Genomic DNA, 13,392 nt, shown 5'->3' with positions numbered 1-13,392 from the left:
GCCGGCAGTTCGGCCCACCGCAGTGGTGCGCTGAGGTGCGCTGAGGTACGGCGGGTCCGTCCGGTCAGGCGGTGACCTGCACCCCCACCTTGCCCCCCGCCGCAACAATCTCCCCCCACGTCGCGTCGTCCACCCAGATCCCGTCCATGCGCCGTGCCGCGCGCGCCTTGCGCTCCGGCTCGCCCGCCAGCTGCACGCCGTCGAAGCCCTGTCCGGGCGGGCTCTGGCGCAGCCAGTCGACGAACTCCCGGGCTTCTTCGTCGAACGATTTCTGCGTGCCCAGCCGCTCGGGGTCGATCAGCACGGTCAGCATGCCGTTGAGCACGGTGCGCGCCGTGTCCGCCGGCCGGTGCCAGGTGCCGCCGCCGGTCAGCGCGCCGCCCAGCAGCTCGCACGCCACCGCCATGCCGTAGCCCTTGTGCTCGCCGAAGGTCATGAGCGCGCCGAAGAGGCCGTTGCCCTGGGGCACCACCACCACGCCCGGGTCGTTGGTGGGGGCGCCGTTCTCGTCGATCAGGTAGCCGTCGGGCACGCGCTCGCCCTTGTTGTGCGCCACGCGCATCTTTCCCTGCGCCACGCGGCTGGTGGCGTAGTCGAGCACGAAGGGCTCGGCGCCCGCCAGCGGGATGCCGATGCAGCACGGGTTGGTGCCGAAGCGCCCGTCGCCGCCGCCCCAGGGCGCGACCACCGGCCGCGACAGCACGTTGACGAAGTGCATCGCCACCAGCCCCTGCGCCGTCGCCATTTCCGCGAAGTGGCCGATGCGTCCCAGGTGGTGCGCATGCGAGAGCGTGAAGATGCAGCTGCCGTGCTGCTTGGCGCGCGCAATGCCGAGCTCCATGGCCTGCACGCCCACGATCTGCCCGTAGCCGTGCTGGCCGTCCAGGCCCATCAGCGTGCCGATGTCGAGGTTCACGCGCACGGCGGCGTTGGGTTTCAGGCCGCCTTCGGCCACGGCGTCGATGTAGCGCGGCAGCATGCCCACGCCGTGCGAATCGTGGCCGCTGAGGTTGGCCAGCACGAGGTTGGCCGCGACCTGCTGCGCCTCGGCGGGCGTGCTGCCCGCGGCTTCGAGGATGCGGGCGACATTGGTTTGCAGGCTGTCGGCCGGCAGTGTTCTGGACATGGATCAGACTCCCTTCGCGTTCAAGGTGATGGCATAGAGCGACGACGTCGCACAGATGAAAAGACGGTTGCGCTTCGGCCCGCCGAAGCACACGTTGGCCACGCGCTCCGGCACCAGGATCTTGCCCAGCAGCGTGCCGTCGGGGTGGTAGGCGTGCACGCCGTCGGCGGCGCTGGTCCAGATGCGGCCTTCGGTGTCGAGCCGGAAACCGTCGAACAACCCGTTGGTGCATTCGGCGAACACCTCGCCGCCGCTCAGGCTGCGGCCGTCGGCGCCCACCTTGAACCTGCGGATGTGCCGCGGCCCGTCCGCCGCATGGCTCGCGCCGGTGTCGGCGATGTACAGCAGCGACTCGTCGGGCGAGAACGCCAGCCCGTTGGGCTTCACGAAGTCGTCGGCCATGCGCACGACCTCGCCGCTCTCGGCATCGACGCGGTAGACATGGCAGGCGCCGATCTCGCTGTCGGCGCACAGGCCTTCGTAGTCCGACAGGATGCCGTAGCTCGGGTCGGTGAACCACACGTCGCCGTTCGAGTGCACCACCACGTCGTTCGGCGAGTTCAGCCGCTTGCCCTGCCAGTGCGAGGCCAGCACGGTGACCGTGCCGTCGTGCCCGGTGCGCGTCACGCGGCGCGTGAGGTGCTCGCAGCTCACGAGCCGGCCCTCGCGGTCGACCGTGTGGCCGTTGGTGTTGTCGGCCGGCTCGCGGAACACGCCGACCGTGCCGTTCACCTCGTCGTAGCGCAGCATGCGGTTGTTCGGAATGTCCGACCACACCAGCGTGCGGTGCGCGCCGAACCACGCCGGGCCCTCGCACCAGCGCGCGCCGGTCCACAGGCGCTGCACGCGCTCGGGACCGGGAATGCAGCGCTTGAAGCGCGGGTCCAGGTGCTCGAAGCCGGTGCCTTCCAGGAAACCGAAGGGGAGGGAGCTCATGCGGGTCCTTGAGGGTTGGGGTTACATCACCGCGCCGACCTGCCAGGGCACGAACTCGTTCTGGCCGTAGCCGTGCTGCTCGCTCTTCGAATGCGCGCCCGACGCCGTGGCCAGCACCAGCTCGAAGATGCGCTGGCCCATCTCCTGGATCGACGCCGTGCCGTCCACGATCTCGCCGCAGTTGATGTCCATGTCTTCTTCCTGCCGCTGCCACAGCGCCGAGTTGGTCGCGAGCTTGAGCGAGGGCGAGGGCGCGCAGCCGTAGGCCGAGCCGCGCCCCGTGGTGAAGCAGATCAGGTTGGCGCCGCCGGCCACCTGGCCCGTGGCGCTCACCGGGTCGTAGCCCGGCGTGTCCATGTAGACGAAGCCGTGCGCGGTGACGGGCTCCGCGTATTCGTACACCGCCTCCAGGTTGCTGGTGCCGCCCTTGGCCACCGCACCCAACGACTTTTCAAGGATGGTGGTGAGGCCGCCCGCCTTGTTGCCCGGCGAGGGGTTGTTGTTCATCTCGCCCTGGTTGATCTCGGTGTAATGCTCCCACCACTTGATGCGGTCCACCAGCTTCTGGCCCACCTCGCGCTTCACCGCGCGGCGCGTCAGCAGGTGCTCCGCGCCGTACACCTCGGGCGTTTCGCTCAGGATCGCCGTGCCCCCGTGCGCCACCAGCAGGTCGACCGCCGCGCCCAGTGCCGGATTGGCGCTGATGCCCGAGTAGCCGTCGGAGCCGCCGCACTGCAGCCCGATGGTGATGTGCGCCGCGCTGCAGGGCTCGCGCTTCACCGCGTTGGCGCGCGGCAGCATCTCGTTGATGAGCGCCACGCCCTTGTCCACCGTCTTGCGCGTGCCGCCCGTGTCCTGGATGTTGAAGGTGCGGAAGTTCTCGCCCTCGGCCAGGTGGCCGGTCGCGAGCCAGGCGTTGATCTGGTTGGCCTCGCAGCCCAGGCCCACCACCAGCACGCCCGCGAAGTTCGGGTGCGTGGCATAGCCCGTGAGCGTGCGCTCCAGGATCTGCATGCCCATGCCCTCGGTGTCCATGCCGCAGCCCGTGCCGTGCGTGAGCGCCACGATGCCGTCGACGTTCGGGTAGTCGGCCAGCGCCTGCGGGTTGGTCTTGCGCGAGAAGTGGTCGGCAATGGCGCGCGCGGCGGTGGCCGAGCAGTTCACGCTGGTCAGCACGCCGATGTAGTTGCGCGTGGCCACGCGGCCGTCGGCGCGCCGGATGCCCATGAAGGTGGCCTCGCGCTTGGCGGGCGCGGGCTTCACGTCGGCGCCGAAGGCGTAGTCGCGCTCGAAGTCGCCCTTGTCCGGGCCCATGTTCAGGTTCTGCGTGTGCACGTGCTCGCCCGCGGCGATGGGCTTGCTCGCGAAGCCGATGATCTGGTTGTAGCGGCGCACCGGCTCGCCCTGCGCGATGGCGCGCATCGCGATCTTGTGGCCTGGCGGGATCAGTCCGCGCACGGCCACGTCCTCGACGACGGTGCCGCCGAGCAGTTGCGAGCGCGCGATGACGACGTCGTCGGCGGGGTGGAGTCGGATGTAGGGCGTCATGGTGATTGGCTGGCTGTGAGGCTGGCTATGAGGCTGGCTTTGAGGCTGACTTGTGTGCATGTGAAGCGAATGGGCGCGCGGCTTTTTCAAGCCGCCTTGGTGCGGCGCCAGCTTGCGCTGAATCTCTGGTGGAACTTGTCCATGTGCTGGTGCATGGCGTCGCGCGCCGCCGCCGGGTCGCGCGCGGCAATGGCGTCGAGGATGGCTTCGTGCTCGCCGATGGCGGCCTGCCACGAGTCCATGGTCTCGAAGTAATCGATCATCCGCGCGAAGATCGGCCCTTGCCGCGATTCCCAGAAGCCCTGCACCGTCTCGGTCAGCACCACGTTGTCGCAGGCGTTGACGACGGCCAGGTGGAAGGCGCGGTCGCCTTCGTGCGGCACCTCGTTGCGCGCGGCGTGCTCGCGCATCATGCGGATCGCGCGGCGCATGGCGTCCACGTCCTTGCGCTTGCCGTGCTGCGCGGCGGTGGCGGCGGTCTCGCCTTCGACCAGCCGGCGCGCGCGAATGATCTCCAGCGGACCCCATTCGGCGCCCGCCCCGTTGGCGGATGTCGCGGACGTCGCGGATGTTGCGGGTGTTACGGGCGGTGCGGTGCGGTGCGAGCGGTCGAGCACGTACACGCCCGAGCCGGTGCGGATCTCCACCCAGCCCTCGACCTCCAGCGCGATCAGCGCCTCGCGCACCGACGGCCGGCTCACGCCCAGCTGCTTGGCCAGGTCGCGCTCGGCGGGAATGCGCGCGCCCACCGCGAACTCGCCCTTGCCGATGAGCACGCGCAGCTGCTCGGCAATCTGGCGGTAGAGGCGCTGGGGTTCGAGGGTCTGGATCGGCACGGCTGAAAAAGGGCGGCTGGCGGTTGCGAGGAGTGCGCAGGCTTAAGGGTTGTCCTGAATTGGACAAGTGGTAAGGCCAATTCAGAATACGACACACCGCCCGCGCCACCATCGGGCCTAACCCGAGGAATTCCGAGGAGACCCCCGATGAGATTGAAGGGAAAGACCGCACTGGTCACCGCCGCAGGGCAGGGCATCGGCCACGCCAGCGTGCTCGCCATGGCCGCCGAGGGCGCGCATGTGTGGGCCACCGACGTCAACGAGAAGCTGCTCGCGCGCTACGACGGCATGCCCAACGTCACCGCGCTCAAGCTCGACGTGCTCGACAAGGCCGCCATCGGCGCGCTGGTGGCCCAACTGCCCGCGCTCGACATTCTTTTCAACTGCGCGGGCGTGGTGCACAACGGCACCATCGAGCAGGCCAGCGACGACGACCTGCTGTTCGCCTTCAGCCTCAACGTGCGCGCGCAGATGTGGACCATCCAGGCCGTGCTGCCCGGCATGCTGGCGGCCGGGCGCGGCAGCATCATCAACATGGCGAGCGTGTGCTCCAGCATGAAGGGCCTGCCCAACCGCTTCGTCTACGGCACCACCAAGGCGGCCGTGCTCGGCCTCACGAAGAGCGTGGCGGCCGACTACGTGGCCCGCGGCATCCGCTGCAACGCGGTGTGCCCCGGCACCGTCGACACGCCCTCGCTGGGCGACCGCATCAACGCCAACGCCGACCCCGACGCCGCGCGCCAGGCCTTCATCGCGCGCCAGCCCATGGGCCGGCTCGCGCAGGCCGAGGAGATCGCGCCGGTGGTGGTGTTCCTGGCCAGCGACGAATCGGTCTTCGCCACCGGCCAGGCCTTCACGGTCGACGGCGGCATCACCATATGAACCAGCTCGACTTCAGTGGGCGCCATGCGGTCGTCACCGGTGGCGCCACGGGGCTGGGCTTCGGCATTGCGCAGCGGCTCGTGGCCTCGGGCGGCAGCGTCACGCTGTGGGACCGCGACGAGGAAGCGGCCGTCAAGGCCGCGCAGTCGCTGGGCGACAAGGCCTTCGCGCTGAAGGTCGATGTGTCGCAGCAGCCCTCGGTTGCCGAGGCGGTGGCCGCCACGCTGGCGCATGCACCGCGCATCGACGCGCTGGTCAACAGCGCCGGCATCACCGGCCCCAACACCAAACTGTGGGACTACCCGGTGGACGACTGGCGCCAGGTGATGGACGTCAACATCAACGGCGTGTTCCTGTGCTGCCGCGAGGTGGTGGCGCAGATGCGCAAGCAGGGCGACCGCGGGCATGGCGGGTACGGCCGCATCGTCAACATCGCCTCGGTCGCGGGGAAAGAGGGCAACCCCAACGCCAGCGCCTACAGCGCGAGCAAGGCGGCCGTCATCGGCCTCACCAAATCGCTGGGCAAGGAGCTGGCCGACACCGGCATCCGCGTGAACTGCGTGACGCCCGCGGCGGTGAAGACGGCCATCTTCGACCAGATGACGCCCGATCACATCGCCTTCATGCTCTCGAAGATTCCCATGGGCCGCTTCGGCACGGTGGAAGAGGTGGCCGCCATGGTGGGCTGGCTCTGCACCGAAGATTGTTCGTTCTCTACCGGTGCGGTCTTCGACCTCTCCGGCGGTCGCTCCACGTACTAAACCAATTCAATGCACTGAAAGGAAAGCATGAAACTCGTCCGCTACGGCAACCCCGGCAAGGAAAAGCCCGGCCTCATCGACAACGACGGCAAGCTGCGCGACCTGAGCGCCATCGTCAAGGACATCGGTCCCGACCAGCTGGGCGACGCCGCCATCGCCAAGCTGCGCAAGACCAAGCTCGACAAGCTGCCGCTGGTCAAGGGCAAGCCGCGCCTGGGCAGCCCGGTGGCCAACGTCGGCAAGTTCATCGCCATCGGCCTGAACTACGCGGACCACGCGGCCGAGTCCGGCCTGCCGGTGCCCAAGGAACCCGTGGTCTTCATGAAGGCCAACAGCTGCATCCAGGGCCCGAACGACCCGGTGATGCTGCCCAAGGGTTCGGTCAAGTCCGACTGGGAGGTCGAGCTGGGCGTGGTCATCGGCACGCGCGCACGCTACGTGTCGCAAAAGAGCGCGCTCGACTACGTGGCCGGCTACTGCACCATCAACGACATCAGCGAGCGCGAGTACCAGATCGAGCGCGGCGGCACCTGGGACAAGGGCAAGGGCTGCGACACCTTCGGCCCGCTGGGCCCCTGGCTGGTGACGCGCGACGAGATCGAAAACCCGCAGAAGCTCGCGATGTGGCTCGACCTGAACGGCCAGCGCGTGCAGACCGGCAGCACCAAGACCATGATCTTCAGCGTGGCCAAGATCGTGAGCTACGTGAGTCAGTTCATGACGCTGATGCCCGGTGACGTCATCACCACCGGCACCCCGCCGGGCGTGGGCATGGGCATGAAGCCGCCGCTGTTCCTGAAGAAGGGCGATGTCATGACGCTGGGCATCGAAGGCCTGGGCGAGCAACGCCAGGAAGTGGTTCCCTTCAAGCTCTGATCCTCTGCGATCATCCGGCGGATGAAAGCGCCGCCGGACGACCATCGATCGCACGTGTTCGGCACGCCCTGGGAGGGCGTGCACGGCACCGCGATCGACAGTGCCCGCCACTACGGCCGGCACTGGCATGCGACCTACGGCGTCGGCCTGCTCGAGCACGGCGCGCAAAGCTCGGCCAGCGGCCGGGGCAAGGTCGATGCCTATGCGGGTGACCTGATCACCACCAACCCTGCAGAAGTGCACGACGGCCGCCCGCTGGGTGGCCCGTCGCGGCGTTGGCGCATGGTGTATTTCGACGTGGCCGTGCTGGCGAGCATGCGCGGCGGCACGGCGGGCGACAGCGTCGAGTTCACGCGTCCCGTGCTGCGGGACGCGCGCTTGTGCCACGCGCTGCGCGAGTTGTTCGCCCGCCTCGACGCATGGCATGCCACCGTGTCCGCCACCTCGCGAGAAGCCGCAAGGGCCGAAGCGCTCGCCTGCGAAGAATCCCTGGCCGAGGTCTGCGGCCTGCTGCTCGAAGGCCATTCGACCGCAGCGCCGGTGCGCGAGATCGGTGGCGACGTGCGCCGGCTGCGCGAGCGCATGGCCGACGACCTGCTCGATGCGCCCACGCTCGACGAGCTCGCCGCCATGGCCGGCCTCAGCAAGTACCAGGCGCTGCGCCGCTTCGAGAAAGCCTACGGCGTGCCGCCCCACGCGTGGCTGCTGCTGCAGCGCGCCGAACGCGCCCGCGCGCTGATCCGCCGCGGCGCCGGCCTCGCCGATGCGGCCGCCGCCAGCGGCTTCGCCGACCAGAGCCACATGACGCGCATCTTCGCGCGCCACTTCGGGTTTACACCCGGTGCCTGGCAGCGCGGCATGCGCCCGCGGTTTTAAATGTCCCATTGACAGAACATTGAAACTGCAAAACCATCGAAGGCATGTCGCAAATGCCTTTGCCGAAATACCACCAGATCTATCTGGTGCTGCGTGAGCAACTGCACGAAGGCCGTTTCGCGGAAGGACTGCCCGGCGAACTCGCGCTGATGGCGCAGTTCAGCGTGGCGCGCGTCACCGTGCGGCGCGCGCTGGAACAGCTGGCGTCCGAAGGCCTGATCGAGCGCAACCCCGGCCGCCGCACGCGCGCACTGCCGCCGCCCGTGAGCGGCGAGGGCCCCGGCACCAAAAGCATGGAACGCGCCAACCTGCGCGGCCTGCTCGAGAACCTGGTCACCATGGGCCTGCACACCTCGGTCAAGGTGATCGAGGTGGCGACCATCACCGCCTCCACCCAGGTGGCCGAGGCGCTGGAGCTCAAGCTCGGCGATGCGGTGCAGAAGGCCGTGCGCGTGCGTTCCACCAAGGAAGGCCCGCTCTCGCACATCACCACCTACGTGCCCGACACCATCGCGCGCCGCTTCGGCCGCCGCGAGCTGTCGAAGAAGCCCATCCTGGTGCTGCTCGAGGAGTCGGGCGTCAAGGTGGGGCGCGCGCACCAGACCATCTCCGCGCGGCTGGCCGACAACGTGCTTGCACAGCACCTGGACGTGTCCGTCGGCTCGGCCCTGCTCGCGGTGCGCCGCCTGATCTACGACGAAGACGAGCGGCCCGTGCAGTGGCTGCACGGCTTCTACCGCCCCGACCGCTACACCTACGAAATGCAGCTCTCCCGCGTGGGCAGCATCGACGCCAAGGTGTGGGTCAGCAAAGACGTGTCAGCCCAGTTCAACTGAAGAGAAAAAAAGGAAAGCCCCATGCAGAACCGCCGCCGTTTCGTGTCGCAGTCCGCCGCCCTGGCCACCGCCGTCGCCTTCCCGCTCGTGGCCGGCGCACAGCCCAAGACCGTCAAGGTCGGCGTGCTGCACCCGGTCACCGGGGCCCTGGCCTACTCGGGCCAGCAATGCCGCCTCGGCGCGCTGATGGCCATCGAGGACATCAACGCGGCCGGCGGCATCAAGTCGCTGGGCGGCGCGAAGCTCGAGGCCCTGCTGGGCGACGCGCAATCGCAGCCGCAGGCCGGCGCGGCCGAGGTCGAGAAGATGAACGAGGCCGGCGTGTCGGCCATCGTGGGCGCGTTCGCCTCGGCCATCTGCCTGGCCACCACGCAGGCCGCGGCCAAGTACAACCTGCCGCACGTGGTCGACGTGGGCGTGGCCGACCAGATCGTCGAGCGCGGCCTGAAGAACACCTTCCGCTTCGGCCCCGGCTACAAGAAGTCGACCGAGGTGGCCATGGCCAACCTGCTGGTGCTCAACAAGGCCGCGGGCAGCCCCGCCAAGACCGTGATGATCATCCACGAGGAGTCGCTCTTCGGCGCCGGCACCGCGCAGCTGCTCTCGCGCGAGCTGCCGGGCTACGGCTTCGACGTGAAAGAGGTGGTGAAGCACGCCAACCCCACGCGTGACTTCAACAACATCGTGCTGCGCATGAAGTCGGTCAACCCCGACATCGTGATTCCCGCCAACTACTACAACGAGTACGCGCTGCTGGTGCGCACCATGCAGCAGCAGAAGGTGGTGCCCAAGGCCATCTTCTCGGTGCTGGGCGGCGCCGCGTCGAGCTACAAGTTCGTGAAGGAATTTCCGGACGCGGCCAACGGCATCATCGACTGCAACCACTGGTTCAACCCGAAGGACAAGCGCTCGCAGGAACTGCGCAAGCGCGTGGAGGCCAAGGGCCAGTTCTTCAGCTACGAGGTCTTCATGACCTACACCTCGATGTGGCTGCTGGCCGATGCCATCGAGCGCGCCAAGTCCACCGAGCGTGCCGCCATCATCGACGCGCTGGAGAAGAGCACCTTCTCCAATCACATCATGCCGTACGGCCCCACCAGGTTCGTCAACGGCCAGAACGAGGGCGCGCAGCCGCTCATGACGCAGGTGGTGAAGAACGACATCAAGGTGATCATTCCGCGCGACTACCGCGAGGTCGACCCGGTCTTCCCGCTCAAGGCCTGAAGCCGGGCCACCAAGCCGCCAGGCCGCAACAAGGCAACACCCATGAAGCGCTTCGACGGATTCCGAGCCTGCCCGGAGTCCGGTGGAGTCGCACGCCCCTGAAGAACATGCACGAAGAGACAAGCAGCCCAGCACCCGCCAGCCCATGCCAGACATCAACATCCTCTTTCCGTCGGTGCTCAACGGCCTGACGACAGGCGCCGTGTACGCGCTGATCGCCGTGGGCCTCACGCTGATCTACGGCGTGCTGCACATCATCAACTTCGCCCACGGCGCCAGCCTGATGCTGGCGCTGTACGCCGTGTACTTCCTCAAGGAACGCTTCGGCATCGACCCGTACCTGGCGCTGCCCATCGCCATCGTCGGCATGTTCGCGCTCGGCTACGCGCTGCAGCGCATCGTCATCAACAAGGCCGGCCACGGCAAGGACGAGAACATCCTGCTGGCCACGCTGGGCATCGCCATCGTCATGGAGAACCTGGCGCTGCTGTTCTTCAAGTCGGACACGCGCAGCATCGACACCGCCTACTCGCTGAGCACCGTGGCCATCGGCCCGGCCATGATCGCGGTGCCCAAGCTCGTTGCCTTCGCCGGTGCGCTGGTGGTGTCGGGCGTGCTGTTCTGGATCATGGGCCGCACCGACCTGGGCCGCGCCATCCGCGCGGTGGCCAAGGAGAAGGAGGGCGCCAAGCTCATGGGCATCGACGTGGACCATGTGTACGCCATGAGCTTCGGCATCGGCCTGGCGTGCCTGGGCGCGGCGGCCTGCTTCCTGCTGCCCGCGTACTACGTCAACCCGCAGGTGGGCGGCGGCTTCGTGCTGGTGGCCTTCACCATCGTGGTGCTGGGCGGCATGGGCAGCTTCGTGGGCGCACTCATCGGCGGCTTCCTGATCGGGGTGGTGGAGTCGATCGGCGGCCTGTACCTGGGCGAGTCGCTCGGCCAGTTGGGCATCTTCGCGATCTTCATCGGCGTCGTGCTGTTCCGCCCGCAGGGCATGTTCGGAGCGAAAGCATGAACGCGGGCATGAAGCAACTTGCGGGCATTGCGCTCTTCGCGGTCGCCATCGGCTGCGTGCCGTTCATGACCCAGTCGGGCGTGATGCTCAACTTCGTGATGATGGCGCTGTACGCCACGCTCATCGCGCAGGCCTGGAACATCCTCGGCGGCTTCGGCGGGCAGTTCTCTTTCGGGCATGCGCTGTTCTTCGGCACCGGCGCCTACATCCAGGCCATCGCGCAATTGCAGGGCGGCATCAACGCCTGGGTGGCGCTGCCGCTGGCCATCGCCGGCAGCGCGGTGGTGGGCCTTTTCGTCGGCGCGCTCACCTTCCGCTACGGCCTCAAGGGTTCGTACTTCGCGCTCGTCACGCTGGCCTTCGCGGAGGTGTTCCGCATCGTCGCGACCTCGGTGCCCTTCACGGGCGGCGGCGTGGGCCTGATGGTGCCGCTGCGCGAATCGGTGGGCAACATGCAGTTCGCCTCGCGCGCCGGCTACCTGTGGGTCGTGCTGGCGATGGTCGTGGTGGCGCTGCTCGTGACCTGGTGGCTGCGCAACGGCCGCTTCGGCGCCTACCTGCAGGCCGTGCGCGACAACGAGGACGCCGCGCGCGCCGTGGGCGTGAACCCGTTCCGCGTCAAGCTCGCGGCCATCGGCCTGTCGGCGGCCTTCATGGGCGCGGCCGGTGCGTTCTACGTGCAGGTGTTCCAGTACATCGACGCGGGCATCGCCTACGGCTCGGTCACCTCGGTGGAGGCGCTGGTCGCGGCCATCGTGGGCGGCATGGGCACGCTGTGGGGCCCGGTGCTGGGCGCGGCGGTGCTGCACCTGCTGTCGGACTTCACGCGCAACCTGTTCGGCGAGCTGCCGGGCATCAACATGGTCATCTACGGCACGGTGCTCGTGCTCATCGTGATCTTCCTGCCGCGCGGCGTCGCGGGCCTGGGGCTCTCCGTGCGGCAACTGTGGAACGCGAAGGGAGCCAAGAATGACTGAGCCTCTTCTGACACTCGACGGCATCTCGCGCTCCTTCGGCGGCCTGAAGGCCGTGCAGAACGTGAGCCTGGCCGTGAAGGAGGGCAGCCTCACCGCGCTGATCGGCCCCAACGGCGCGGGCAAGACCACGCTGTTCGCGCTGATGTCGGGCTTCCTCAAGCCCGATGCCGGCACGGTGCGCTTCGCCGACCAGGACATCACCGGGCGCGAGCCGCACCGCAACGCCGTGCTTGGCATGACGCGCACCTTCCAGATCGTGAAGCCCTTCGCCGCGCAGACCGTGCGCGAGAACATCGCCGTGGGCGCGCACCTGCATGTGCGCAACCGCGCCGAGACCCTGGCCAGCGCCGAGGCCGTGGCGCAGCGCGTGGGCCTGGCGCCGCAACTCGACAAGCCCGCCTCCGACCTCACCGTGGCCGGCCGCAAGCGCCTCGAACTCGCCCGCGCGCTCGCCACGCGGCCCCGCCTGCTGCTGCTCGACGAAGTGCTCGCAGGCCTCAACCCGCAGGAGATCGCCGAGATGATGCCGGTGGTGCGCGGCATCGCCGACAGCGGCGTGACCGTGCTGATGATCGAACACGTGATGCAGGCCGTGATGAACCTGGCCGAGCACGTGTGGGTGCTGGCGCAGGGCCAGCTGATTGCACAGGGCAACCCGGCGCAGGTGACCTCCGACGACCGCGTCGTCGAGGCCTACCTGGGCCACGGCACGGCGGCGCGCTTGCGCAAGGCCGCGGCCGGCAACGTGGGAGCCTCGGCATGAGCGCACTGCTGGACATTCAAGGCCTGCGCGGCGGCTACGGCCGCGTGGAAGTGCTGCGCGGCGTCGACCTGCAGGTGAACGCCGGCGAGATGGTCGCGCTGCTCGGCAGCAACGGCGCGGGCAAGTCGACGCTCAACAAGATGGTCTGCGGCCTCACGCCCACGTGGCGCGGCAGCGTGCGCTTCGACGGCAAGGACCTGACCGGCGCGCACTACCGCGACGTGGTCAAGGCCGGCCTGATCCAGGTGCCCGAAGGCCGCAAGGTGTTCCCCAACCTGAGCGTGCTCGAGAACCTGGAGCTCGGCTCCTTCACCCGCGCCCGCGAGCGGCGCGCGGCCAACGTCGAGAAGATGTTCCACATCTTCCCGCGGCTGCGCGAGCGCATGGCGCAGCACGCCGGCACCATGAGCGGCGGCGAGCAGCAGATGCTGGCCATCGCGCGCGGGCTCATGGCCGAGCCCGTGCTGCTGATCCTCGACGAGCCGTCGCTGGGCCTCTCGCCGCTGCTGGTGGAGGAGATGTTCACGCTCATCCGCGAGCTGCGCGACGGCGGCCTCGCGGTGCTGCTGGTCGAGCAGAACGTGGGCCAGTCTCTGGAGATCGCCGACCGCGCCTACGTGCTGGAGAACGGCAGCGTGCGCTTCTCGGGCAAGCCCGACGCGCTGCTGGGCAGCGACGAACTGCGGCGCGCCTACCTGGGGCTCTGAGCCCCCGCAAGAACAACGAGACAACA

At 68.6% G+C, this 13,392-nt stretch carries 14 protein-coding genes; 10 read left to right on the top strand and 4 right to left on the bottom strand.

What is annotated here, in order from left to right; translation table 11 throughout:
• Window positions 1-64: 64 nt before the first annotated feature.
• From BM013_RS11040 to BM013_RS11025, 4 genes are all read right to left on the bottom strand, one after another.
• The gene (locus BM013_RS11040) at window positions 65-1,126 is read right to left on the bottom strand and encodes a malate/lactate/ureidoglycolate dehydrogenase (protein WP_093126482.1); all 1,062 of its coding nucleotides are present in this window, start codon (window positions 1,124-1,126) and stop codon (window positions 65-67) included.
• 3 nt (window positions 1,127-1,129) lie between these two features.
• Window positions 1,130-2,062, bottom strand: a complete 933-nt coding sequence (locus tag BM013_RS11035; protein ID WP_093126480.1) for an SMP-30/gluconolactonase/LRE family protein — start codon at window positions 2,060-2,062, stop codon at window positions 1,130-1,132.
• Between the two features lie 21 nt (window positions 2,063-2,083).
• Complete coding sequence (locus tag BM013_RS11030; protein ID WP_093126478.1) at window positions 2,084-3,610, bottom strand: UxaA family hydrolase; 1,527 nt, start codon at window positions 3,608-3,610, stop codon at window positions 2,084-2,086.
• Between the two features lie 86 nt (window positions 3,611-3,696).
• Window positions 3,697-4,446: a FadR/GntR family transcriptional regulator gene (locus tag BM013_RS11025; protein ID WP_093126477.1), complete on the bottom strand. Its 750-nt coding sequence runs from the start codon at window positions 4,444-4,446 to the stop codon at window positions 3,697-3,699.
• Between the two features lie 147 nt (window positions 4,447-4,593).
• On the opposite strand from BM013_RS11025, the gene BM013_RS11020 reads away from it, so the two are divergent.
• The 10 genes from BM013_RS11020 (at window position 4,594) to BM013_RS10975 (ending at window position 13,366) form a co-directional block, all read left to right on the top strand.
• Window positions 4,594-5,328, top strand: a complete 735-nt coding sequence (locus BM013_RS11020) for an SDR family oxidoreductase (protein WP_093126475.1) — start codon at window positions 4,594-4,596, stop codon at window positions 5,326-5,328.
• A complete protein-coding gene (locus BM013_RS11015) occupies window positions 5,325-6,089 on the top strand; it encodes an SDR family NAD(P)-dependent oxidoreductase (RefSeq protein WP_093126473.1) in 765 nt (254 codons plus the stop codon). The genes BM013_RS11020 and BM013_RS11015 overlap by 4 nt, the downstream gene beginning before the upstream one ends.
• Window positions 6,090-6,116: 27 nt before the next feature.
• Window positions 6,117-6,965: a fumarylacetoacetate hydrolase family protein gene (locus tag BM013_RS11010; protein WP_093126471.1), complete on the top strand. Its 849-nt coding sequence runs from the start codon at window positions 6,117-6,119 to the stop codon at window positions 6,963-6,965.
• 21 nt (window positions 6,966-6,986) lie between these two features.
• The gene (locus BM013_RS11005) at window positions 6,987-7,841 is read left to right on the top strand and encodes an AraC family transcriptional regulator (RefSeq protein ID WP_093126468.1); all 855 of its coding nucleotides are present in this window, start codon (window positions 6,987-6,989) and stop codon (window positions 7,839-7,841) included.
• A gap of 53 nt (window positions 7,842-7,894) precedes the next feature.
• On the top strand, window positions 7,895-8,677 hold the full coding sequence (locus tag BM013_RS11000; protein WP_093126845.1) for a GntR family transcriptional regulator: 783 nt from the start codon (window positions 7,895-7,897) through the stop codon (window positions 8,675-8,677).
• 21 nt (window positions 8,678-8,698) lie between these two features.
• Entirely contained in the window at window positions 8,699-9,901 is a 1,203-nt protein-coding gene (locus BM013_RS10995; RefSeq protein WP_093126466.1) for an ABC transporter substrate-binding protein, read from the top strand.
• Between the two features lie 145 nt (window positions 9,902-10,046).
• Window positions 10,047-10,919 (top strand): branched-chain amino acid ABC transporter permease, encoded by an 873-nt coding sequence (locus tag BM013_RS10990; protein ID WP_093126463.1) that lies wholly within the window; start codon window positions 10,047-10,049, stop codon window positions 10,917-10,919.
• Window positions 10,916-11,896 (top strand): branched-chain amino acid ABC transporter permease, encoded by a 981-nt coding sequence (locus tag BM013_RS10985; RefSeq protein WP_177225454.1) that lies wholly within the window; start codon window positions 10,916-10,918, stop codon window positions 11,894-11,896. The genes BM013_RS10990 and BM013_RS10985 overlap by 4 nt, the downstream gene beginning before the upstream one ends.
• Complete coding sequence (locus tag BM013_RS10980; protein ID WP_093126458.1) at window positions 11,889-12,659, top strand: ABC transporter ATP-binding protein; 771 nt, start codon at window positions 11,889-11,891, stop codon at window positions 12,657-12,659. The genes BM013_RS10985 and BM013_RS10980 overlap by 8 nt, the downstream gene beginning before the upstream one ends.
• The gene (locus BM013_RS10975) at window positions 12,656-13,366 is read left to right on the top strand and encodes an ABC transporter ATP-binding protein (RefSeq protein ID WP_093126455.1); all 711 of its coding nucleotides are present in this window, start codon (window positions 12,656-12,658) and stop codon (window positions 13,364-13,366) included. The genes BM013_RS10980 and BM013_RS10975 overlap by 4 nt, the downstream gene beginning before the upstream one ends.
• Window positions 13,367-13,392: the final 26 nt, after the last annotated feature.

This window comes from Variovorax sp. OK605 (genome assembly GCF_900115445.1).
Lineage (GTDB): Bacteria > Pseudomonadota > Gammaproteobacteria > Burkholderiales > Burkholderiaceae_C > Variovorax.
The sequence above is the reverse complement of the archived record's forward strand: the minus strand, read 5'-3'. Positions and strand labels throughout refer to the sequence as shown.

Coding starts and splice junctions, on each gene's coding strand:
- BM013_RS11040 (WP_093126482.1), bottom strand. CDS start 1,126: ATGTCCAGAACACTGCCGGCCGACAGCCTGCAAACCAATGTCGCCCGC.
- BM013_RS11035 (WP_093126480.1), bottom strand. CDS start 2,062: ATGAGCTCCCTCCCCTTCGGTTTCCTGGAAGGCACCGGCTTCGAGCAC.
- BM013_RS11030 (WP_093126478.1), bottom strand. CDS start 3,610: ATGACGCCCTACATCCGACTCCACCCCGCCGACGACGTCGTCATCGCG.
- BM013_RS11020 (WP_093126475.1), top strand. CDS start 4,594: ATGAGATTGAAGGGAAAGACCGCACTGGTCACCGCCGCAGGGCAGGGC.
- BM013_RS11015 (WP_093126473.1), top strand. CDS start 5,325: ATGAACCAGCTCGACTTCAGTGGGCGCCATGCGGTCGTCACCGGTGGC.
- BM013_RS11010 (WP_093126471.1), top strand. CDS start 6,117: ATGAAACTCGTCCGCTACGGCAACCCCGGCAAGGAAAAGCCCGGCCTC.
- BM013_RS11005 (WP_093126468.1), top strand. CDS start 6,987: ATGAAAGCGCCGCCGGACGACCATCGATCGCACGTGTTCGGCACGCCC.
- BM013_RS11000 (WP_093126845.1), top strand. CDS start 7,895: ATGCCTTTGCCGAAATACCACCAGATCTATCTGGTGCTGCGTGAGCAA.
- BM013_RS10995 (WP_093126466.1), top strand. CDS start 8,699: ATGCAGAACCGCCGCCGTTTCGTGTCGCAGTCCGCCGCCCTGGCCACC.
- BM013_RS10990 (WP_093126463.1), top strand. CDS start 10,047: ATGCCAGACATCAACATCCTCTTTCCGTCGGTGCTCAACGGCCTGACG.
- BM013_RS10985 (WP_177225454.1), top strand. CDS start 10,916: ATGAACGCGGGCATGAAGCAACTTGCGGGCATTGCGCTCTTCGCGGTC.
- BM013_RS10980 (WP_093126458.1), top strand. CDS start 11,889: ATGACTGAGCCTCTTCTGACACTCGACGGCATCTCGCGCTCCTTCGGC.
- BM013_RS10975 (WP_093126455.1), top strand. CDS start 12,656: ATGAGCGCACTGCTGGACATTCAAGGCCTGCGCGGCGGCTACGGCCGC.